The following is a 21,618-nucleotide window of genomic DNA, read 5'->3' as shown; positions in this document are numbered from 1 at the left end:
GGGGTGGGCGTGGCCGGGAGGATTATTGCTCGCGGTGATCCAGTTCGATGTCGGAGAGCAGCACATTGAGCGCCTTGTCCGACAGCATGACTTCGATCAGGCAGAGGATCAGCGAGCCTATCATCAGCACCAGGCTGGCGATGAACATCCACTCGGCCAGCAGGATGCGGTCGGCGGCGGTGACAATCATCGAGACGATGCACAGCAAGAGGCTGGAAACGCCAAAGGCCTGCATGTAGCGGATCAGCCACACGCGTTTGCGCAGATTGCCCAGCTGCAGAAGGATCTTGTCGTGCGGCTCGTTGCGCTGGTGATCGTAGAGCTGGCGGATGATGCTCGACAGCGCGAGAAAGCGGTTGGTGTAGGCGAGCATCAGCAGGGAAATGGCGGGAAACAGCAGCGATGGCGTGTTGATCGTGAAGTTATCCATCATGGAAGTGGGCACGGAATTCCTTGATCACATGTTGTTGGCGACGGCTGACGGCCAGCCGCTCGGGCAGGTCGCGCAGCAGCACGACCCAGTGGCTTTCACCCCCGCCCGGTACGCGCTCGAATCCGGCCACGGCTTCCCGCGCCACGAGGCAGTTGCGGTGGATGCGCACGAAGCGGTCGGCAAATTCTTCTTCCAGCCGGGTCAGCGAGTCTTCCAGCAGGTACTCGCGCTCGCGGGTGCGCAGCGTGATGTATTTCTGCTCGGCTTTCAGGTAGCAGGCGTCGGCGACCGGCACCAGATGCACGCGGCCGCGTTCGCTGACGGTGAAATGCGTGCGCCCGTGCTCGTCGGCATCCTGCCTGATTCCGCTGGCGCGGGGTTGCTGCAGGTCAAGAACCCGGTGCAGGGCAACCAGCAGCCGGTCGTGGCGGATGGGCTTGAGCAGGTAATCGACGGCCCGCACGTCAAAGGCGGCCACGCCGTAGTCTTCGAAGGCCGTGGCAAAGATCACCGCCGGCGGGTGGGGCAGTTCCAGCAGCTTGCGGGCCACCTCGATGCCGCTCATTTGCGGCATCTGGATGTCGAGAATGATGACATCGGCAGGGTGTTCGACCAGCTGGCTCAGCGTGGTCATGCCATTGGTGGCGGTACCCACCACGACATGCGGAAATTCATGCTGGCAGTCGGCCAGAATATCCTGCAGTCGGTTCAGTGCCGGCAGCTCGTCATCGACGAGAAAGATGCGCAGCGGATTGCTCATCAGGTGACTCCTGGTAGGGCAACACGATATGTACTTGATAATAGTCGGTGTTCGCTTTTGTGCTCAGGCTGGCCTCGGCATCGAAATACAGCAGCAGGCGTTCGCTGACATTGTCCAGCGCCATGCCGTTGCCGCGATGCACGGGGCGGCCGCCGGGGAAGACGGGGTTGCGGATGTCGATGTGCACGTCGTTTTTTACGCGGAACACGTTGATCTGCACCACGCCCGCTTCCACCCTGGGCTCGATACCATGATAGACGGCGTTTTCGAGAAGTGGCTGCAGGATCAGTGGCGGGATCTGCGCCTTGCCCGGCATGTTGGCAATGTGCCACTCGACCTGCAGGCGTTCGCCGAGCCGCACTTTTTCGATGTCCAGATAGCCGCGCGCCAGCTCCACCTCGCGCTCCAGCGTGGAGAGGCGCTCCTGATTGCCCATGGCGACGCGGAACAGGTCGGAAAGGTTGATCAGCAGCACTTCGGCCTTTTTCGGGTCGCTGCGGATCAGCGACAGCACGGCGTTGAGGCTGTTGAAAAAGAAGTGCGGCCGGATGCGCGCCTGCAGCGCCGCGAGCCGCGCTTCGGAAAGCCGCGGCGACAGCGCGCGCAGCCACAGGCGGAAATAACCGAGCAGCAGCAGCGTGCTGCATACCGCCAGCAATTCGTAGCGCAGAAAGAGGCTGGGCATGTCCGCGCCCAGCCCGAGCAGGGCACGGTGAATCAGGAATACCAGCAGCATCACCAGCGCCAGCACCAGCAGCACGCCAGTGCGATAGCTGAGCTGCTGCAGGCGCGGTTGCAGCAGCGCCAGCAGACCCAGCATGGGCAGCAGCACCGGCTCGACCCACAGCAGCGCGGTGGCGAGCTGGCTGTGCCATTCGCTCCAGCGTTCGATGCTGGCCAGGACGCCGAGCATGGCGCCCAGGTGCACCAGCACCAGCGCGCGCAAGACCACCCCCAGATTGCTGAAATCCGGCAATTGCGCCGGGATGCGCTCATTCATGCTTACCCTTTAATGGCTTATGGCTTACATTGATATTTTCTTGGCTGGCCGGAGTAGCGGATGTCTCTTGCTGTGGTGCAATCCCGTGGCCTCTCGGGCTGGCATGCCGCGCCGGTCAGTGTTGAAGTGCATCTGGCCAATGGCCTGCCTGCCTGCACCATTGTAGGCCTGCCGGAAGCCGAAGTGCGCGAAGCGCGTGACCGGGTGCGTGCGGCGCTGACGGTGGCGGGTTTCGAGTTTCCGGCGCGCCGCATCACCATCAATCTGGCGCCGGCCGATCTGCCCAAGGCCGCGGGCCATTTTGACCTGCCCATCGCCATCGGCATTCTGGCCGCCAGTGGCCAGTTGCCGCTGGCCGGGCTGGACGCCTACGAATTTGCCGGCGAGCTGGCGCTGACCGGCGAATTGCGGCCGGTACGCGGTGCGCTGGCGCTCAGTGTCGCGGCCCGTCAGCACGGGCGCAGCCTGTTCATTTCCGCTGCCAATGCCGATGAAGCGGCGCTGGTGCCCGAATCCACGGTCTTTCCGGCCGGGCATGTGCTGGATGTCTGCCGGCATCTTGGTGGGGTATCCAGTATTGAGCCTTTTCCCAGAAAGGGCTCTGAGGCAATACCCTCTTATCCGGATCTGGCCGACGTCAAGGGCCAGCAGGCTGCCAAGCGGGCGCTGGAAGTGGCGGCGGCCGGCGGGCATTCCCTGCTGCTGATCGGCCCGCCGGGTACCGGCAAATCCATGCTGGCCCAGCGCCTGCCCGGCCTGTTGCCCCGGCTGGCGCTGCCCGAAGCGCTGGAAAGCGCCGCCCTGCAATCGCTGGGCAGCAGCGGCCTGCGCCCCGAGCAGTTTGGCGCCCGGCCCTTTCGTGCGCCGCACCACACTGCCAGCAGCGTGGCACTGGTCGGTGGCGGCAGCGTGCCGCAGCCGGGCGAGATTTCGCTGGCGCATCATGGCGTGCTCTTTCTGGACGAACTGCCCGAATTCGACCGCAAGGTGCTGGAAGTGCTGCGCGAGCCGCTGGAAAATGGCCGCATCCATATTTCGCGTGCCGGCCGGCAGGCCGAGTTTCCGGCGCGCTTCCAGCTGATTGCCGCCATGAATCCCTGCCCCTGCGGCTATCAGGGCCACCCGCACAAGGCCTGCCGCTGCACGCCGGAGCAGATTGCCCGCTATCGCGGACGGATTTCCGGGCCGCTGCTGGATCGCATCGACATGGTGGTCGAGGTGCCCGCCGTGCCCCAGGCCACGCTCAGCGCCGCCGGCGCCGGTGAAGCAAGCGCCGAGGTCGCCGACCGGGTGGCGCGCGCCCTTGCCCTGCAGCAGCAGCGCCAGGGGAGCAGCAATGCCGCGCTGGCGGTCAATGTGCTCGACGCCCATTGCGGGCTGGGCGACGAGGCGCGCACCCTGCTGGCTGGCGCGATGCAGCGCCTGCAGCTCTCCGCCCGCGCCTATCACCGCATCCTGCGCGTGGCGCGCACCATCGCCGATCTGGCCGGCGACACGGCGATCGCCAGCGGCCACATTGCCGAGGCGATCCGTTACCGGCGCGGGCTGGAGTAAGCGGGGGAGGGCCAGTGGCTGTGCGTGCCGGGCTGAGCAAACATCCCGTGCAATCCTTGGGTATGTGGATGCAGCCTTCGCTGTCGATGGCTTGTGTGGCAATGGGGGTTGGTGTATTGCCGGTTTTACAGTGACAGCGTCAGCGGCAGCTCGATGTGATAGCTCAGCCCGGCGCCGGGCTGGCTGGCGGGCTGGATGCGGCCTTGCAGCAGGCCGGTGACAAAGCTGTAGGCCATGAAGGTGCCAAGCCCGTGGTGCTGGCCGAACTGGCTGGTGTAGAAGGGGTCGAAGAGACGCTGCAGTCCGGGCCCGTCGAGGCCGCGGCCATTGTCGGCCAGCGTGATGACGACTTCGCTGCCGTCGCTGCGCACGGTGATGTCGACCAGGCCATCCGCACGCTCGCGCAGGCCGTGCAGCAGCGCATTGTCGAGCAGCAGGCCCAGTGTCTGGCTGAGCACATGCTGGTAGGTGAGCAGCTCGAGGTCTGGCGGGCACTGGATCTGCAGACGGTGCCCCGCCGCATCGAAGCGGGCGCGGTAGGCCTGTGCCAGTTCGGCCAGCAGGCCAGCCAGCCGCACGCGCTGCGGCAGCTCGTTGTCCTGGGCCTGGCCCAGCTGGCGCAGGTTCTGGATCAGGCCGATGGCGCGCTGCACATTGCGCAGGATCAGCGTGTTCGTTTCCTGGCTTTGTTCCAGTTCGCGCAGCACGGCGGCCTTGCCGATGCGGTTGTCGGCCAGCGCGGTGCTCAGTCGGGATTGATCTTCCAGCAGGCTGCTGACCGCCGTGAGCACGACGCCGAGCGGCGTGTTGAGCTCATGGGCCATGCCGGATGTCAGCCGGCCCAGCGCCGCCATCTTGCGGCCTTCGACCATGCGTTCCTGCGTATTGCCCAGCTCCTGCAGCGCCCGGGCCAGCTCGGCGTTGACCGATTGCAGCGAGTGCGTGCGTTCGGCGACGCGCTCTTCCAGCTGCTCGGCGTGTTCCTGCATGCGCGCCAGATAGCTGGCGCGCTCTTCGGCCGTTTGCGCCACCTGCCGGAACCAGGGCGTCCATCGTGCCGGTACCGGCGGCATGTCGCTGCCGGCCTGCTCGTTCACGGCAAACACATAGTCGGCCAGCTGCAGCGCGGGACGGGTGTAGTAGCGGTGCAGCAGCCATACCAGCAGGATCAGCATGCCCATCACCAGCAGTGACAGTCGCAGATAATTGTCGAGCACGGCGCTGGTCGCGGCAGTGAGCTCGCGGTCTTCGACATGACCGAGCAGCTCCCACGGCGTGCCGGCGATCGGCAGGCTGAGCCAGTAGCGCTCGCCGATGCGGGTAAAGCCGCCCTGCTGCGGCAAGGCCTTGATGGCCAGCCAGTGGTCGAGCCGCTCGGCAGCCTGCAGGGCATGGCTGCGTCCCTGCAGCGCGCCCTGGCTGTCGGCGATGACCTGGCCGGAATTGTCGATGATCAGGGTGTTCAGCAGCGGTGTGGCGGAATCCTGCAGCGCGCGGTCGAGCATGGACAGGGTGAGGTCGGCGCCGACCGCTCCGATGTATTCGCCGCCCCGATACACCGGAGCCAGCAGCGACACCATCATGCCCTTGCCGCCACTGTCCATATAGGGGGTGGTCCATTGCTTCTGGCGCAGCGGATTGCGCTGCGGGCCGGCCAGCTGCACCGGCAGCGTACCGCCGGCATCGAAGATGATGCCCAGCGCGCTGTCCATGTCGCGGCTGTCGGTGGCGCCCAGCACCTCCTTGCGGCTCAGCCCGGGGTAGAGCAGGCTGTAGCGGCCGGCGGCGTCGTAGTAATAGCTCCATTGCAGATCGCGATGGCTGCGGTGGGCGTGCGCGGCAACTGGCAGAATGGCAAGGCTGGCCGCCAGGCGCTGGCGTTCGGCCTGCGGCAGCGCGGCAGCCAGGGCCGGGCGGTTTTGCGGCCAGAAATCCCGCCGCACATAAAAGCTGCCGAGCTGGCCGGCAAGCCCGGCCGGCAGGCTTTCGAATACGCTGTCCGCCGGCAGCACGCCCGGCAGGCGCTGCAGCAAACCCGGATCGGCCAGCTGCGGCTGGGCAAGTGCGCGATTCACGGTCTGCTGCATGGCCGCGACGTGATAGGTGGCCAGCTCGACCTTTTGTTCCAGCATTTTTTCCGTCTGGATGGCGGCCAGCTTCAGTGTCGCCAGCTGGTCGGCATGCAGCTTGCCGCGCAGCTGCACATTGAGCAGCGCCACGGCGGCAGACAGCACCAGTGCCATGCTCAGCAAGAGCAGGAAGTAGGGGCGCTGCAGGGCGGTAATGCGGGCCGGGCTGGTCATGGCGGAGGCGGTCTGGTCCAGTTCCCGTTCGCGTGCCAGGCAAGGCCAACGGGAGCACATGGGTGATCACATAACAGTAAACAGGATTTGCCCGCCGGAGAACCGGCACGTGCAGGGCAAGTGACGAAATGCACACTGCGCGCGCAGAGCGTCCCTGCTCCGGGGTTTGGCGAAGTGGGCCTGCGCACCGTAAAATCAGCGGTTTTCCTGTCGGGAAAATCCTTCCCGCTCGCCCCAACCCGGAGAAGCTTCATGCACCAGTCCACCCTGATCCAGGATCTGCACGATCGCGGCCTGATCGCGCAGACCACCGACCTTGCCGCGCTTGACGAATTGCTGGCCAAGGAAAGTGTGACGCTGTATTGCGGCTTCGACCCGACCGCCGACAGCCTGCACATCGGTTCGCTGGTGCCGATTCTGGTGCTCAAGCGCTTCCAGCTGGCCGGCCACAAGCCGATTGCGCTGGTGGGCGGCGCCACCGGCATGATCGGCGACCCGAGCTTCAAGGCGACCGAGCGCAAGCTGAACACGCCGGACGTGATCGCCAGCTGGGTTGACAAGATCCGCGCGCAGGTGTCGCCCTTCCTGAGTTTTGACGGCGACAACGCCGCCATCATGGCCAATAACTACGACTGGTTCGGCGGCATGGGCGCGCTGGAATTCCTGCGCGACATCGGCAAGTATTTCTCGGTCAATGCCATGATCAAGAAGGAAGCCGTGCAGCAGCGCATTGCCCGCGAAGACCAGGGCATTTCCTACACCGAATTTTCCTACAGCCTGCTGCAGGGCTACGACTTCACCGAGCTGAACCGCCGCCACGGCTGCAAGCTGCAGATCGGCGGCTCGGACCAGTGGGGCAACATCACCGCCGGCACCGACCTCACCCGGCGGCTCAACCAGACCCACGTCTTCGGTTTGACGCTGCCGCTGGTGACCAAATCCGACGGCACCAAATTCGGCAAGACCGAGACCGGCACCATCTGGCTGGATGCGAAAAAGACCTCGCCCTACGCCTTCTACCAGTTCTGGCTGAACACGGCGGATGCCGACGTGTACAAGTTCCTGAAGTACTTCTCCTTCCTGTCGCCGGCCGAGATCGACGCGATCGAAGCGGCCGACAAGGCCAGCGGCACCAAGCCGGAAGCGCAGCGCATCCTGGCGGAAAACGTCACCCGCACCGTGCACGGCGAAGCGGCAGTGGAAGCGGCACAGCGCATTTCCAAGCACCTGTTCAGCGAATCGCTGGCGGCACTGACCGAAAACGACTTCGAACAGCTGGCGCAGGACGGCATGCCGAGCGTGCAGCTTGGCCGCGACGTGGCCGGCCTGATCGACGCGCTGGCCGCTGCTGGCCTCGCCAAATCCAAGAGCGAGGCGCGCACCTTCATCCAGAGTGGCGCGGTAACGGTGAACGGCGCCAAGGTCGACAGCCTGGAACACGTGTTTGCGGACACCGAGCGCCTGTTCGGCCGCTACACGATGCTCAAGCGCGGCAAGAAGAACTACGCGCTGGTGGTGTGGCAGTAAGTCTTTACGCCATCTGAAAACAACAACGCCACCCGTCGAGGTGGCGTTGTTGTTTCACATGAAACCTTGCCCATACATTGCCTATTTACTGGCCAATAATGGAAAGCCGGCAGGCGATCGGCGCGCCATGCCGGCGCTTTCCTGCAATCAGCGAGCGAGGTGTTATGCAGACCTGTGTATTCATTCTGCTGTCTGCGGCCATGGCTAGTGGCACCGTGGCGACAGACAGCTACCCGAAGGATGTCGCGCAATTCATCGAGCAGCGCGACGGTTGTGATCACTTTCGCGGTGAAGAGGCCTACGATGCGGAGCGCGGCAAGTTTCTCGCCGAACAACTGCAGCAACTCTGCACGGGAACGGACAAAAAACTGGCCCGCCTGAAATCAAAATACCGGGCCAACCGGCAGGTGATGGCCAAGCTGGGCGAATACGAAGAGCGTATCGAATCTCCGTCCCGCTAAATGCCCGCGCGTGCAATGGCCGCATTTACGCCATTCGGGATTCATGTTTCACCGTGAAACACGGCGGGCGCGCCATACCGGCATTGCTGCCGCAAGCATCCCGGCAAGGAGCGAGGCCGTACTCATGGCGGCAGAAAGGCTTGCAGGTATGCCTCCACCATCGAGGCAGATGAAAGGCTGCATCGCTATACATGTAGGTGCAGCCAGTTTGCCCTGGCACTGGCGATGGTGCATCATCATGGCATGCCGAATTTCTCTCATTCTCCCAAATGGCCGCAATGGCTGTGGCCCGTTCTGGCTGGTGTGCTGGGCCTGTCTGCACCGCTGCACGCAGGCTGCACACTTGAACCCGTCTCAGCCACTGCGCCGGAGGTATCGACCGTCGCCGGTGCGCTGCGGCTAGAGGGGGCGGATCACGATGCCGACAATCCGTCCTGGCTTGGCCCGATCCGCGCAGGAAGCTGCGTGATCGACAGCGATCTGTTTCGCGGCCCGCTGGCGCTGGCCAATTCACGCTATCTGCTGGTGGTGAACTATTCCGGCAGCACGCAATGGCTGACGGCCTTTGACCTGCAGCGCTGTCGTGAGCACTGGCGCAGTCCGGTGCTGCACGGCAGCGTGTCATGGCAGGCCGACGGCTACCACATCCGGCCTGGCAATGCCTCGCGACGAGATGTCCCTTGGGTTGCCGATCCGCATTGCCGATTGCGGCCACAATCGGCTGAACTGCAATAAAGACGGCATATCGCCGGTAATCCGCTGATCGTCGTCATCCCTTACAAGGGGGTGGCCAGAGCTGGTATAAATGAAATCCGCTGATGCAGGAGGCGCATATTCATGGCGCAATGGCTGTTTACCTTGCTGATGGTGCTGGTCAGCACCTGTGCGCAGGCGGAAACCATCATCATCAATGCCGAGGACGACTGGGCGCCGTTTTCCAGTCTTGATCGCAAAAACGGCGCGCCGCAGGGCTTTGCCGTGGATGTGGTGCGTGCGGCCTTTGCCAGCCAGGGCATCACCGTGCAGTTTCGCGCGGTGCCGTTCACGCGCTGTCTGCGCGAGGTGCAGGCCAATCAGGCGCTGGCCTGTTTCAATATCGAGAAAACCGGCTACAACGCGCAGCAGTTTCACTGGCATGCCACGCCGCTGCTTGAAGAGCCGCTGGCCATCTTTGCGCGGACACCGTACAAGCGCCGCTTGACGGCTGACGATCTGGCCGGACGGCGTGTGGCGCTGACGCGTGATTACACCTATCCGTCCAGCCTGCTGAACCAGCCGGGGCTGGTGAAGGATTACGCGCGCACCGACGAGCAGCAGTTGCGCAAGCTGCTGGCCGGACGTGTCGACTTCGCCATCATCAATGCGCATCCGGCGCGCTTGCTGCTTTTTTCCAATCGCGACTTCCTCACGCAAGTGCATGAGGTCGGCCAGGTGAATGTCGCGCAGTTCTATGTCGGGTTCGCACCGCAGCATCCGTCCTCGCGCCGTTACGCCGAGCTGCTCGACAAGGGCCTGGCGACGCTGCGTGCCAATGGCCAGTACGCGGCGATGCAGCGGCAGTTGCAGCAGCAGCTGGCAACTGCACCATAGTCCATGGGTATTGACTGGCAGCCCTTTTGAATAAAAGGCTGCGTGGCGATACATCCTTATCCATTGCAGTGCCTGACAACTGCTCCAGCTGCGATCATGCGCTTGCTCTGCGCTTGGCCGGGACGATGCCTGCGCCGATGCCTGGATGTTTCATGTGAAACATCCATCCCTGCACCTCATTCGGCACGCCGGATTTGCAGCGGTGTTTTGCGGGCGCTGTGCCAGTAGTCGAACATCTCCTCGCCCTTTCTCACCTCGTCGGCCGGCAGCGCGCTGGTCAGGCTGTCGAGATCGGCCCGCGCGTAGGCCGCGCTGCGCACGCGGTGGATGGTGGCCGGCGTGCTGCCGCTGCCTTCGCCCAGATTGAGGCTGACTTCGTCGCGGCAGTGCAGCTCGCTGCGGTTGACCCGGGCGTTTTCTTCGTAACCTGCGGCGGCCATTTTCAGGTAGGCATAGGCGGTGGATTTGTTGGCATAGGCAAAGCCGCTGTCGCGCAGCTCAGGCGAGCTGTCGGCGCTGGCGTAGATCACGCCGATGCTGTATTGGCCGAAGCAGCTGCCGCGTTGCGCCGTCTGATCGTACCAGGACAGTGCCCGCTGCATGTGGCGGGGCAGGTCGGTGGCGAATTCGTAAATGAAGCCGATTTCATTGGCCGCCGCCGTTGAACCGCGTCCCGCCGCTGCGGTGAGGATTTCCAGCGCGCGTTCGCGATTGACCGGCACGCCTTCGCCATCCAGATACATGTGCGCCAGCACCAGCCGCGACTCGTTGAAGTAGCCGTCCTTGCCACCCGCCCGGGCTTCCAGCAGCGTGCGCGCTTTTGCGGTCTGGCCGCGATCCAGCAGTGCGCGCGCCTCGGCGGCGAGCTGGCGATCCTGTTTCAACTCTTCAGCGGTGGTGACAAAGTTGCCCTGCCTGCCTTCGCCGGCTGGCGCCACAGCCTGCGTCTGGCCGAATTCCGCTTCGCGCTCGGCGCGCCATTTCTGCTTGTAGTAAACCAGTGTCAGGCTGGCGATCAGCGCAAAGCCGCCCATGAACAGTACGGCAAACTTGCGCGGTGAAATTCTGCGCTCCTGCCGGCGGACGTGCCGCGCCTGCTCGTCGTTGTAAACCATCAGGCCTTCGGGCAACTCCGCGCTTGCCGTGCTGGCCGTGTGCGCAGACTGGGGGCGCGCGGCCGGTGTGGGCGCGGGTGCTGCGCCGACTTTTGCGTAGGCAACGCCGCAGGACGGGCATTGCCAGTCGGGAGCGCTGTCGGTCGCCTGGCGCTGGTAACGGCATTTCGGGCAGGTGATGGTCATCGCGTGTGTGCAGAACTGTCGGAGATAGTCAGTGTAGCGCCGCGCCATCGTCCTGTCCGTCGCCACCCGGGCCGCTGCGGCGCTGCAGCAACAGGGCGTGCGATACGCCAGCCCGGCTGGCAAGTCACGGCGGCCCGAGTCCGGCTGGCGCCAGCACCCGCTCAGGCTGATGCGGTTCGTGTCGTCAGCAATAACATAAGGTATTGCCTTGTAGCCTATGCAAATAAAAGGCTTCGCCGGTACCCATTGCCGGGTATGTGCTGCTTCAGCAAATCCGCAAGCCCTGACAAATCCCGGTCTGCGTCTGCGGCCATGCTGACTTTATCCGCTACCGGGAGAACCGCCATGCCACGCTGCCTGCTCGTCATTCCGCTGCTTGTGCTCGCCGCCTGCCAGGGCGATGCGCCGCCGCAGGTGAAAACCGGGACGGGCGGCGGCGTGCTGTTCGACGACTTCAGTTATGCCAAGACCGGCGAACTCGCGCCGCACGGCTGGATCATCCGCAGCGCGCGCGGCTGGCCCGGCGTGGAAAACGCCGGCTGGGGCGAGGTCTCGTTCAGCCTGCACGACGACCCGGACGCATCCGGCAACCGCCTGCTGCGCATGACATCGCAAACCGACGGCACGGCGGCGGGAACGCGCCAGTCGCAGCTGTGCCACGCGCGCAAATACCTGGCCGGCACCTACGCCGCGCGCGTGCGCTTCACCGATGCGCCGGTCAGCGGCCCGAACGGCGACGAGGTCGTGCAGACCTTCTACACGATCAGCCCGCTGGAGAAGGACCTCGACCCGAACTACAGCGAGCTGGACCACGAATACCTGCCCAACGGCGGCTGGGGCGCGCACGGGGCTACGCACTTCAACACCTCGTGGGAAACGGTGCGCCTCTACCCGTGGAAGGCCTACAACCAGTTCGCGCGCCGCCCCGGCTCGCTCGCCGGCTGGCATGTGCTGCTGATCCAGGTGGCCGACGGCAAGATCGATTACTACCTCGACCGCGAGCTGCTCGGCACGCACGACGGCAAGGTCTACCCGCGCGTGCCGATGTCGCTGAATTTCAACCTCTGGTTCACCCGCGAGGGCATCCAGCCCGGCAATGCGTTGCGCGTGTGGGAACAGGACATCGACTGGGCCTGGCATGCGCAGGGCCGCATCCTCGACCACGACGCGGTGCTCGCCGAGGTGGCCGCGCTCAGGAAGTCGGGCGTCGCCTACCGCGACACGGTACCGGCGACCACGCCGCCGCTGGCGTCGCCGTGCAATATGTAGTCGGCATGGAAAAGCACGCCGCCACCCGATTGGAAACCCTTCTCAGCAAAAAAACCCATTGAACCACAGAGACACAGAGACACAGAGACACAGAGGAAGCAAAACCCTGAGAAATGCCTATGATCTGCTCCCGTCTTTCTCTGTGCTCTCTGTGTCTCTGTGGTTGATTTGGATCTTGCTGATCAGGCGCCGCCATGATGAAGATGGGGCCGGACTTATCTACCCAAACCGCTGCCGGTAATCCTGCGGCGTGACGCCGTATTCGCGCAGGAAGGCGCGGCGCAGTGCCTGCTCGTCGCCGAAGCCGCACTGCTGGGCGATCCGCTTCAGGCTGTCGCCGGCGAGCAGCTGGCTGCCGGCGGCTTCGAGCCGCAGCGCGGCAATCGCCCGCGCCGGCGTCTGGCCGGTGGCGGCCAGGTAATGCCGGGCGAAGCTGCGCGGGCTCATCGCCATCTGTGCGGCCAGCGTGCCGACGTCCAGCCTGCGGTGCAGATTGGCCCTGATCCAGGCGTGCAGGCCGGCAAAGCGCGCGTCGCGGCTCTGGATCGCCAGCGGCTGGCTGAATTGCGATTGCCCGCCTGGGCGCTTGAGAAACACCACCATCTGCCGCGCGATGCGCATCGCCACCGCGTGGCCGAAGTCGTCCTCGACCAGCGCCAGCGCCAGGTCGATGCCGGCGCTGATGCCGGCGGCGGTCCAGACGGCGCCGTCGCGCACATACAGCGCGTCGGGAACGACGTCGATCCGCCCGCCCAGCGCGGCCAGCCGGGCGGTGTAATCCCAGTGCGTGGTGGCGCGGCGGCCGGCGAGCAGGCCGGCTTCGGCGAGGATCAGCGCGCCGGTGCACACGCTGCACAGCCGGCGCACGCTGCCGGCCAGCGCCTGCAGCACGGGGGTGAGCGCCGGTGCGCTGGGCTGCCCGCCGGGGACGATCAGTGTGTCGATGGGGCGGGCGACGTCCGCCAGCGCCACGGTCATGAACACCGCGCCGGCCGAGGTGGCGACCGGCCCGCCGGCGAGCGAGGCGAGCACGATGTCGTAGGGCGTGGCGAACGGCGCGAAACCGTTGCGGTTGGGCTGGGAAAACACTTCCAGCGGCCCGGCGACGTCGAGCACGTTCACCTGCTCGTAAAGCAGGAAGACGATGCGGCGCGGCTCAGCCAAGGGCCACCTCCCGCGCGCGCAACCGCCACAGGTGATTGAGCGTCAGCGCCACCGGCAACAGCAGCAGCCAGGGCGCGACGGCATTGAGCCTTTCCCAGCCCAGTGCCTGCAGCAGCGGCGCGGCGGCCAGCGAGGCGGCGGCGGCGAGCAGGCTGGTGCCGAATTCGCTGCTCGCCTGCGTCTTGCCGCGCTCGCTGGGGCGGTAGCTCAGCGCCAGCAGTGTCGATCCGGCGACGAACATGAAATTCCAGCCCACGCCGAGCAGCAGCAGCGCCACATAGAACGCCGGCAGGCTGCTCGACTGGCTGGCGAGCAGCGCGGCGGCGAAAAGCAGCGCGCTGCCCAGCAGCGCCAGCACCGGCGCACCCAGCCTTTGCACCAGCCAGCCTGCAGCCAGCGCCGGGGCGAACATGCCGAGCATATGCCACTGGATCACGCCGGCGCCGTCGGCCAGCGTGAAGCCGCAGGCAACCATGGCCAGCGGCGTTGCCGTCATCAGCCCGGCCATCAGTACATAGGCGATGGCGCTGTTGGCCAGCGCGGCCAGGAATACCGGCTGGCCGACGATCTCGCGCAGCGGGCGGGCAGGGGCGTGATCCTGCGCCTCGGATACAGTCATGGGTGTTGTCCTGTAGCCAAAGTAGATCAATGCTGCTGTGGCTATACCCATCGCACTGGCCAGCAGGTAGGCACCGCCGAACAGCACGCCGGGCAGCCAGCCCTGGGCGCTTTTCGCCAGCCACGGCCCGAACAGCGCGGCGAGCACGCCGCCGGTGAGCACGGTGGCGATCGCGCGGCCCTTGGCGTCCGCGCCGACGCTGTCGGCGGCGGCCAGCCGGTAATACTGCGCGAAGGCCTGGAAGCCGCCGGTGAACAACGCCGCCGCACAGAGCAGGCCAAAGCTCTGCCGCTGCATGGCGACAAAGGCCAGCGCACCGCCCACTGCGCCCAGCGTCGCGCCAATCAGGAAACCGCTGCGCCGGCCCACGCGCTGCAGCCAGTGCGCGGCGAACAGCGTGGTGATCGCGGCGGTGAGGATGATCAGCGAAAAGGGCAGCGTCGCCCAGGCCTTGTCGCTGGCCAGCTGCAGGCCGGCGAGCCCGGTGAGTGTCAGCTGGATCGAGATGCCGACGGTGTAGAGCGCCTGGCACAGCGCCAGAACGCGCACGGAGGCGGGAAGCGGGATGGTCATGGCATGCGCCTTGTGGTGGTGTTGCTGCAGTGTGGCAGAAGCTGCTTATGGCAGAAATGCCAATAACCAATCATTTTCTGCCAGATCGCCGGCCGGGGTAAACGCGCGCCGGCTGGCCCATACTGCAGTCAGTTCATAGCCCGGGGAGTGTGCGATGCGGATGATTCTGGCGGGATGCCTGCTGGCCGGCGCGGCCGTGGCAAGCGAGCCGGTGATCGGCCCGGACGGCTTTGGCAAGCTCAGGATAGGCATGAGCGAGCGCCAGGCGGCCCGCGCGCTGGGCGTGCCGCTGCTTGTCGGCGGCGAGGGACGCAATGCCGATTGCTACCACGTGCAGCCGGCGCGCGGCCCGGTGGCGCTGGCCATCATGCTGCAGAAAAACCGCGTGGTGCGCGTGAGCAATTACGGTGACGAAGGGCCGATGCGCAGCGATCACGGCATCCGCATCGGCGACAGCGAAGCGGTCGTGCTGCGCGCCTACGCCACGCCGCCGCAGCGCAGCCTGCACGCCTATGGCGACGGCGTGCATGACGTGTACCTGACCTGGTGGCGCAAGGATGGCCGTGGCGTGCGCTATGAAATCACCGGCGGCAAGGTTACAGCGATGCACGGCGGCAGCGATGCTATCGAGCTGGTCGAGGGATGTTCGTGACGCTGCCGGCTGCCGGCCCATCTGCTAGACTGCGCGGCATCTGATGTTCCACGTGAAACGCCATGGTTGCGAAAACCCAGTACGACGAATCCTCGGTCAAGGTGCTCAAGGGTCTGGACCCGGTCCGGCACCGGCCCGGCATGTATACCCGCACCGACAATCCGCTGCACATCTGCCAGGAAGTGATCGACAACGCCGCCGATGAGGCGCTGGGTGGTCATGCCACGCAGATCGATGTCACGCTGTACCGCAACCAGACCATGCGCGTTTCGGATAACGGCCGCGGCATTCCGGTCGGCATCCACCCGGAAGAGGGCGTGCCCACCGTGCAGGTGGTGTTTACCCAGTTGCACGCCGGCGGCAAGTTCGACAAGAAATCCGGCGGCGCCTACGCGTTTTCCGGTGGTCTGCACGGCGTAGGTGTGTCGGTGACCAACGCGCTGGCAACGCGCCTCGAAGTCGAGGTGAAGCGCGACGGCGAAATCAATCGTCTCGTGTTCTCCGGCGGCGAGGTGATCGAGCCGCTGCTGGTGACCGGCAAGGTGGCGAAGAAGGACACCGGCACGACGGTGTTTGTTGCGCCCGATGCGCAGTATTTTGATTCGCCGAATATCCCGCAATCCGAGCTGGAACATCTGCTGAAATCCAAGGCGGTGCTGTTGCCCGGCTTGGTGGTGAACCTGAACGTGGAGCTCGCCAGCGGCGAATTCCAGCAGAAAAGCTGGTGCTACCCTGATGGCCTGACCGGCTATCTGAACGAGCAGGTCGCCGGCTACACCATGCTGATCCCGATTTTCCAGGGGCAGAAATACATTGAGGGCGAGGATGACACGTTCTCGCCAGGCGAAGGCTGCGCCTGGGCGCTGACCTGGACCGAAGACGGCCTGGTCAGCCGCGAGTCGTATGTGAACCTGATTCCGACGCCGGCCGGCGGCACGCACGAATCGGGCCTGCGCGACGGCGTGTTCCAGGCGGTGAAGACCTTTATCGAATTCCACAGCCTCTTGCCCAAGGGCGTGAAGCTGCTGCCGGAAGATCTGTTCAGCCGCTGTACCTTTGTGCTGTCGGCCAAGGTGCTTGATCCGCAATTCCAGGGCCAGACCAAGGACAAGCTCACCAGCCGCGACGGCCTGAAGCTGTGTTCGCAGATGGTGAAGTCGCCCTTCGAGCTGTGGCTGAACGAGCACGTCGAACTGGGCAAGAAGCTGGCCGAGCTGGCGATCAAGGCGGCGCAGGCGCGGCAGAAGTCCGCGCAGAAGGTCGAGAAGAAGAAATCCGGCGGCGTCGCCGTGCTGCCGGGCAAGCTCACCGATTGCGCAAGCGAGGAGAGTGCGCGCTGCGAGCTGTTCCTCGTCGAGGGCGATTCGGCGGGCGGTTCGGCGAAATTGGGTAGGGATAAAGATTTCCAGGCGATCCTGCCGCTGCGCGGCAAGGTGCTGAACACCTGGGAAGTCGACAAGGACCAGATTTTTGCCAACAACGAGGTGCACGACATCGCGGTGGCCATCGGCGTCGACCCGCACCGGCCGGGCGACACGGCCGACCTCAGCGGCCTGCGCTACGGCAAGATCATCATCATGTCCGATGCGGACGTGGATGGCTCGCACATCCAGGTGCTGTTGCTGACGCTGTTCTACCGCCATTTCCCGGGGCTGGTTGCCGCCGGCCATGTGTATGTGGCGCAGCCGCCGCTGTATCGCGTCGACGTGGCCGGCAGCGGCAAGAACAAGCCGCCGCGCAAGTTCTATGCACTCGACGAGGGCGAGCTGACGGCGATTCTCGACAAGCTGCGCGCCGAGAAGGTGCGCGAAGGCGCGTGGAGCATTTCCCGCTTCAAGGGTCTGGGCGAGATGAACGCCGAGCAATTGTTCGACACCACCATGAACCCCGACACCCGCCGCGTGCTGCGCGTGGGCGTGCCGGACGATGTATCGGAAAACACCCGCGAGCTGATGCACATGCTGATGGGCAAGGGCGAGGCCAGCAGCCGGCGCGCCTGGCTGGAAGCGCGCGGCAACGAGGTGGAAGCCGACCTTTAAGGGTATGGCTCTGCAGCCCTTCAGCGTGTTTGGCAGCAGGGCAATACCCAACAAAAAAGCCTGCATGCAGCAGGCTTTTTTGTTGGCATGAATGCGGATCAGGACAGCTGGTGCAGGCGTTGCCGCAAGGCTTCGAAGCGCTGCAGCTCGTGCTCGCCCATGCCGGCGTTGTTGCTGATGAGTTCTTCCATCTCCTGCGAGACTTCGATCAGCAAGCCCATATCGCTGGCGGCGGTATTGCCCTTTTCGCTGTATTCCAGCGTCTGCTGCGCCAGCAGCTCCATATCGCCCTTGACCGCCTGCGTTTCGCTGCGAATCGCCCCGACCAGATTGCTGATGTCCTTGGTTGCCGAGCTGGTGCGCTCGGCCAGCTTGCGCACCTCGTCGGCCACGACGGCAAAGCCGCGACCCTGCTCGCCGGCGCGCGCGGCCTCGATGGCGGCATTGAGCGCCAGCAGATTGGTCTGGTCGGCGATTTCCTTGATCAGCTGCACGATGCCGCTGATCTGTTCCGATTGCGTATCCAGCCGGTCAACCTGTGAAACCGATTGCGCGGCGGTTTGCGACAGCGATTGCAGATTGTCGGCGATATTGGTGATGGTCTGGCTGTTGTCGCTGGACACGCGGGTCACTGCGGCGGCGCAGCGGCGCTCTTCCTTGAATTTGCCCACCAGCTCGCCGAGGCCCGCCAGTGCATTGCTGAACTGCTCGCCGAAATCGCGCACGGCCGACTGCACGTTCAGGCTGGCCTGGCTATCGGCGCGACTGCGCGACAGCTCGCCCTCCAGCTGGCGCACCTGATTCTGCAGCTGATTGTTCTGCTGGCCGAGCTGTTGTTTTTCATCTTCCAGTTTGCGGATGCGTGCTTCCAGCTCAGCAATCCGTTTACCATTTCCGAACATGACGACTCCTAGCGGTTCAGGCGTAAGCCAAGGAGTATAACCATTTACTGAATTTCCATCTTGTGAAAAGGCAAAGGCAATGGCGCGCAAACAACGCATTTATCTGGCTGGCCCCGGCGTGTTTTTCCCCGACCCGGCGGGGTGGGGGAGGCGGCTCATCGTGGCCTGCGATCAGGCCGGCATGGAAGGTCTCTATCCGCTCGATCAGGCCGCCCCGCCGGGCCTTGACGCCATTGCACTGCGTGGCTGGATTTACCGCATCAATTGCCAGTTGATCCGCGATGCCGATGCGGTGTTTGCCGATCTGCGCGCCTTTCGCAGCGCCTGCGAGCCGGATTCCGGCACGGCCTGGGAGGTGGGATTTGCCCATGCCCTGGGCAAGCCGGTATGGGGCTGGCTGCCCGATTGCACGCCGGGGCAGGTGATGACGCAACGCATCCCGGGCGTGGCCGGCCAGCCGCCGGTGGCGCCGGATGGCCTGTATGTGGAAGATTTCGGCGCACCGCTGAATCTCATGCTCTGGGAGTCCCTGGCGGGCATCAGCTACGCCGGCGAGCCGGAAGAGGCGCTGCAGGACATGGCCCGCGATCTGTGTTTCACGTGAAACAGTAAAACAGCATGAACTGCCAGATTAGCAAGATTTGCCAGTAAAAACCGAATCCACCACAGAGGCACAGAGAGCACAGAGAAAAGCGGGAGGGCACTTCTCAGGGGTTTGTATCCTCTGTGTCTCTGAGGTGGAAAAGGCTTCCTGCTTTCATCTTGACTTCAGGAGGTCTGAGTACAAAGGCCCTGAAAATCTTGCTTCCTGAAGGAAAGACATAGTCACGAAACCCTTAGAAATGCCGATGACGTGCTCCCGCTTTTCTCTGTGCTCTCTGTGCCTCTGTGGTGGATTCGGGTTTTGCAGAAGAGTCTGGTTAATCAGATAGGTTTTTGCCGGCCCGTCTTTTACAATGCGCGCAATTCCTCCATTGAAAGAGCGCTATGTCTGACGATCTGATTACCCGGGCAGAAGAACAGGACGTCGTACCGGCAGCGGGGGGCGGGGGCAAGTTCGTGTCGGCCCAGACCTCGCAGCTGGCCGTCGACGATGGCGAATCCGTCCAGCTTGGCCTGTATGCCGAAAAAAGCTACCTCGAATACGCAATGAGCGTGGTGAAAAGCCGCGCCTTGCCGCAGGTCGAGGACGGGCAGAAGCCGGTGCAGCGCCGCATTCTCTACACCATGCACGAGCTGGGCCTGACCGCCACGGCCAAGCCGATCAAATCGGCGCGCATCGTCGGGGATGTGCTGGGTAAATATCATCCGCATGGTGACCAGTCGGCCTATGACGCGCTGGTGCGCATCGCGCAGGATTTCTCGCTGCGCTACCCGCTGATCGATGGCCACGGCAATTTTGGTTCGCGTGATGGCGACGGCGCTGCGGCCTACCGCTACACGGAAGCACGCCTGACGCCCATCGCCGAGCTGCTGCTCGGCGAACTCGACAAGGGCACAACCGATTTCATCCCCAACTACGATGGGGCGTTCGAAGAACCCGAGCTGCTGCCGGCGCGGCTGCCCATGCTGCTGCTCAATGGTGCCTCGGGGATTGCCGTCGGCATGGCCACCGAGATTCCTTCGCATAACCTGGGCGAGGTCGCAGAAGCCGCGGTAGCGCTGATTCGCAAGCCGCAGCTCGCGGTCGCCGATCTGCTGGGCTACATTCCCGGCCCCGATCTGCCCGGCGGAGGCCAGATCATTTCACCGGCGCGAGATCTGCAGGCGGCCTATGAAACCGGTCGCGGCAGCCTGAAGGTGCGCGCCCGCTGGGAAAAGGAAGACCTGGCGCGCGGCCAGTGGCAGCTGATCGTCACCGAGCTGCCACACGGCACTTCGACGCAGAAGGTACTGGAAGAAATCGAGGAGTTGACCAATCCCAAGATCAAGAAGGGCAAGAAGGCGCTGACCCAGGAGCAGACCCAGACCAAGCAGCTGATCCTGTCGATGCTCGATCGCGTGCGCGACGAATCCGGCAAGGATTTTGCGGTGCGACTGGTGCTGGAGCCGAAATCCTCGCGGCAGAATCCCGATGAGCTGATGAATGTGCTGCTGGCGCATACCAGTCTGGAAACCAGCCTGTCGCTCAATCTGGTGATGATCGGCCGCGATGGCCGCCCGGCGCAGAAGAACCTGAAGACCATTCTGGAAGAATGGATCGATTTCCGTTTTGTGACGGTGACGCGCCGTTGCGAACACCGGCTCGGGCAGGTGAACGACCGCATTCATATTCTGGAAGGGCGGATGATCGTCTTCCTGAATATCGACGAGGTGATCCGCATCATCCGCGAAGCGGACGAACCCAAGACCGCATTGATGGCGGCTTTCCGGCTGTCCGAGCGGCAGGCCGAGGATATTCTCGAAATCCGCCTGCGTCAGCTGGCGCGTCTGGAAGGCATCAAGATCGAGCAGGAACTGGCCGCGCTCAAAACCGAGAAGGACGAGCTCGAAGAGCTGCTGTCCAATCCGCAGAGCATGCAGCGCCAGGTCATCAAGGAAATCGAAGCCGATCGCAAAAAGTTTGCCGATCCGCGCCGCACGCTGATCGAAGAAGCCGAAAAAGCCACGCTGGAAGTGGCCGTGGTCGATGAGCCGGTCACGATCATCCTGTCCGAGAAGGGCTGGCTGCGCGCACGCCAGGGTCACGGGCTCGATCTGCAGAATCTCAGCTTCAAGGATGGCGATGCGCTGCTGGCAGCGCTGGAATGCCGCACGGTGGACAATCTGGCGCTGTTCGGCAGCGACGGGCGCGTCTATACGGTGGCGGCCTCGGTCATCCCGGGCGGACGCGGCGACGGCGTACCGGTGACAACGCTGGTCGAGCTGGCCGCCAAGACACGCATCATGCAGATGCTCACCGCAGCGGCGCAGGACTGGCTGGTGATTGCCAACAGCGCCGGCTATGGCTTCGCCTGCCAGTTTGAAAACCTGCTCAGCCGGCAGAAGGCCGGCAAGAGCTTCATTTCGCTGGAAACGGGGGAAATGCTGCTGAAGGTCAGCCGTTTTGTTCCACGTGAAACTTCCGTCGTGGCCTGTCTTTCTGCCGGCGGCAAGCTGCATCTCTTCCCCTATGCCGAGTTCAAGCAGCTGGCAGGCGGCGGGCGTGGCGTGATCACCATGGCGCTGGACGACAAGGACAGCCTGGCCGCCATCACCATCAGCGCTGGTGATTCGCTGAAACTCAATGGCACGGGGCGTGCAGGCAAGCCGGTCGAGTGGGTGCTGGATGCCAACGAAATGGCGCCCTATATCGGCAAGCGCGCGCGCAAGGGCAAGCCCATCAACGCCGGCTTCAAGTTCCCCGGTTTCTGATCGGCTTGCAGCCGTACTGCCCGGCACGCAGCGGCGTGTCGGGCAGGTGTGACACGCGGCTGCCTATCGCCCGCAGGGCAGCCCCGCCACGCCTGCCAGAGACTTTGTCACCCAGGC

17 protein-coding genes and 1 pseudogene are annotated in these 21,618 nt (G+C 64.4%); 10 read left to right on the top strand and 8 right to left on the bottom strand.

The window, feature by feature from the left end; genetic code table 11:
• Positions 1–22: 22 nt before the first annotated feature.
• From C515_RS0100515 to C515_RS18825, 3 genes are read right to left on the bottom strand one after another with little or no spacing between them, the layout of a single operon-like run.
• Entirely contained in the window at positions 23–445 is a 423-nt protein-coding gene (locus C515_RS0100515; RefSeq protein WP_245574967.1) for a DUF2721 domain-containing protein, read from the bottom strand.
• Positions 423–1,193 carry a LytR/AlgR family response regulator transcription factor gene (locus C515_RS0100510; protein WP_028453924.1) on the bottom strand — a complete coding sequence of 257 codons (771 nt, stop codon included), beginning with the start codon at positions 1,191–1,193 and terminating at the stop codon, positions 423–425. Before C515_RS0100510 ends, C515_RS0100515 begins: the two co-directional genes overlap by 23 nt.
• Positions 1,159–2,193 (bottom strand): sensor histidine kinase, encoded by a 1,035-nt coding sequence (locus tag C515_RS18825; RefSeq protein ID WP_043647579.1) that lies wholly within the window; start codon positions 2,191–2,193, stop codon positions 1,159–1,161. Before C515_RS18825 ends, C515_RS0100510 begins: the two co-directional genes overlap by 35 nt.
• Positions 2,194–2,253: 60 nt before the next feature.
• Here C515_RS18825 and C515_RS0100500 point away from each other — a divergent pair, with 60 nt between their 5' ends.
• Entirely contained in the window at positions 2,254–3,747 is a 1,494-nt protein-coding gene (locus C515_RS0100500; protein WP_028453923.1) for a YifB family Mg chelatase-like AAA ATPase, read from the top strand.
• Positions 3,748–3,872: 125 nt separating this feature from the next.
• Here the strand turns inward: C515_RS0100500 and C515_RS0100495 are convergent, their stop codons facing one another.
• A complete protein-coding gene (locus tag C515_RS0100495) occupies positions 3,873–6,050 on the bottom strand; it encodes an ATP-binding protein (protein WP_028453922.1) in 2,178 nt (725 codons plus the stop codon).
• Positions 6,051–6,302: 252 nt separating this feature from the next.
• Here C515_RS0100495 and tyrS point away from each other — a divergent pair, with 252 nt between their 5' ends.
• The 4 genes from tyrS to C515_RS0100475 all read left to right on the top strand — a co-directional run bounded on the left by tyrS (position 6,303) and on the right by C515_RS0100475 (position 9,628).
• The gene (tyrS, locus tag C515_RS0100490; protein WP_028453921.1) at positions 6,303–7,577 is read left to right on the top strand and encodes a tyrosine--tRNA ligase; all 1,275 of its coding nucleotides are present in this window, start codon (positions 6,303–6,305) and stop codon (positions 7,575–7,577) included.
• A gap of 200 nt (positions 7,578–7,777) precedes the next feature.
• Positions 7,778–8,038, top strand: a complete 261-nt coding sequence (locus tag C515_RS18820; RefSeq protein WP_144290277.1) for a hypothetical protein — start codon at positions 7,778–7,780, stop codon at positions 8,036–8,038.
• A 243-nt stretch (positions 8,039–8,281) separates the two neighbouring features.
• Positions 8,282–8,773: a hypothetical protein gene (locus C515_RS0100480; protein ID WP_144290276.1), complete on the top strand. Its 492-nt coding sequence runs from the start codon at positions 8,282–8,284 to the stop codon at positions 8,771–8,773.
• Positions 8,774–8,875: 102 nt separating this feature from the next.
• Complete coding sequence (locus tag C515_RS0100475) at positions 8,876–9,628, top strand: substrate-binding periplasmic protein (protein ID WP_028453919.1); 753 nt, start codon at positions 8,876–8,878, stop codon at positions 9,626–9,628.
• Between the two features lie 176 nt (positions 9,629–9,804).
• On the opposite strand, the gene C515_RS0100470 is transcribed toward C515_RS0100475, so the two are convergent.
• Positions 9,805–10,929 carry a tetratricopeptide repeat protein gene (locus C515_RS0100470; protein WP_028453918.1) on the bottom strand — a complete coding sequence of 375 codons (1,125 nt, stop codon included), beginning with the start codon at positions 10,927–10,929 and terminating at the stop codon, positions 9,805–9,807.
• A 345-nt stretch (positions 10,930–11,274) separates the two neighbouring features.
• Between C515_RS0100470 and C515_RS18815 the strand changes: the two genes are divergently transcribed.
• Positions 11,275–12,198, top strand: a complete 924-nt coding sequence (locus C515_RS18815) for a glycoside hydrolase family 16 protein (RefSeq protein WP_051304471.1) — start codon at positions 11,275–11,277, stop codon at positions 12,196–12,198.
• A gap of 219 nt (positions 12,199–12,417) precedes the next feature.
• On the opposite strand, the gene C515_RS0100460 is transcribed toward C515_RS18815, so the two are convergent.
• Both C515_RS0100460 and C515_RS18810 read right to left on the bottom strand, forming a co-directional pair.
• Positions 12,418–13,362 carry a GlxA family transcriptional regulator gene (locus tag C515_RS0100460; RefSeq protein WP_028453917.1) on the bottom strand — a complete coding sequence of 315 codons (945 nt, stop codon included), beginning with the start codon at positions 13,360–13,362 and terminating at the stop codon, positions 12,418–12,420.
• Positions 13,355–14,554 (bottom strand): MFS transporter, encoded by a 1,200-nt coding sequence (locus tag C515_RS18810; RefSeq protein ID WP_051304470.1) that lies wholly within the window; start codon positions 14,552–14,554, stop codon positions 13,355–13,357. The genes C515_RS0100460 and C515_RS18810 overlap by 8 nt, the downstream gene beginning before the upstream one ends.
• A gap of 154 nt (positions 14,555–14,708) precedes the next feature.
• Between C515_RS18810 and C515_RS22070 the strand changes: the two genes are divergently transcribed.
• Both C515_RS22070 and parE read left to right on the top strand, forming a co-directional pair.
• Positions 14,709–15,206, top strand: a complete 498-nt coding sequence (locus C515_RS22070; protein ID WP_144290274.1) for a hypothetical protein — start codon at positions 14,709–14,711, stop codon at positions 15,204–15,206.
• A gap of 62 nt (positions 15,207–15,268) precedes the next feature.
• Entirely contained in the window at positions 15,269–17,245 is a 1,977-nt protein-coding gene (parE, locus tag C515_RS0100445) for a DNA topoisomerase IV subunit B (RefSeq protein ID WP_028453916.1), read from the top strand.
• Positions 17,246–17,343: 98 nt separating this feature from the next.
• On the opposite strand, the pseudogene C515_RS24880 reads toward parE, so the two are convergent.
• Positions 17,344–17,751 (bottom strand): annotated as a pseudogene (locus C515_RS24880) (methyl-accepting chemotaxis protein); the annotation flags it as partial.
• A 475-nt stretch (positions 17,752–18,226) separates the two neighbouring features.
• Here C515_RS24880 and C515_RS0100435 point away from each other — a divergent pair.
• Both C515_RS0100435 and parC read left to right on the top strand, forming a co-directional pair.
• The gene (locus tag C515_RS0100435) at positions 18,227–18,751 is read left to right on the top strand and encodes a nucleoside 2-deoxyribosyltransferase (RefSeq protein ID WP_028453915.1); all 525 of its coding nucleotides are present in this window, start codon (positions 18,227–18,229) and stop codon (positions 18,749–18,751) included.
• Positions 18,752–19,134: 383 nt separating this feature from the next.
• Entirely contained in the window at positions 19,135–21,501 is a 2,367-nt protein-coding gene (parC, locus tag C515_RS0100430) for a DNA topoisomerase IV subunit A (RefSeq protein WP_081686666.1), read from the top strand.
• Positions 21,502–21,618: the final 117 nt, after the last annotated feature.

It is taken from the genome of Chitinilyticum litopenaei DSM 21440 (genome assembly GCF_000428145.1).
GTDB lineage: Bacteria > Pseudomonadota > Gammaproteobacteria > Burkholderiales > Chitinibacteraceae > Chitinilyticum > Chitinilyticum litopenaei.
Note: the sequence above shows the minus strand (reverse complement) of the source record. Positions and strands in the feature narration are given on the sequence as shown.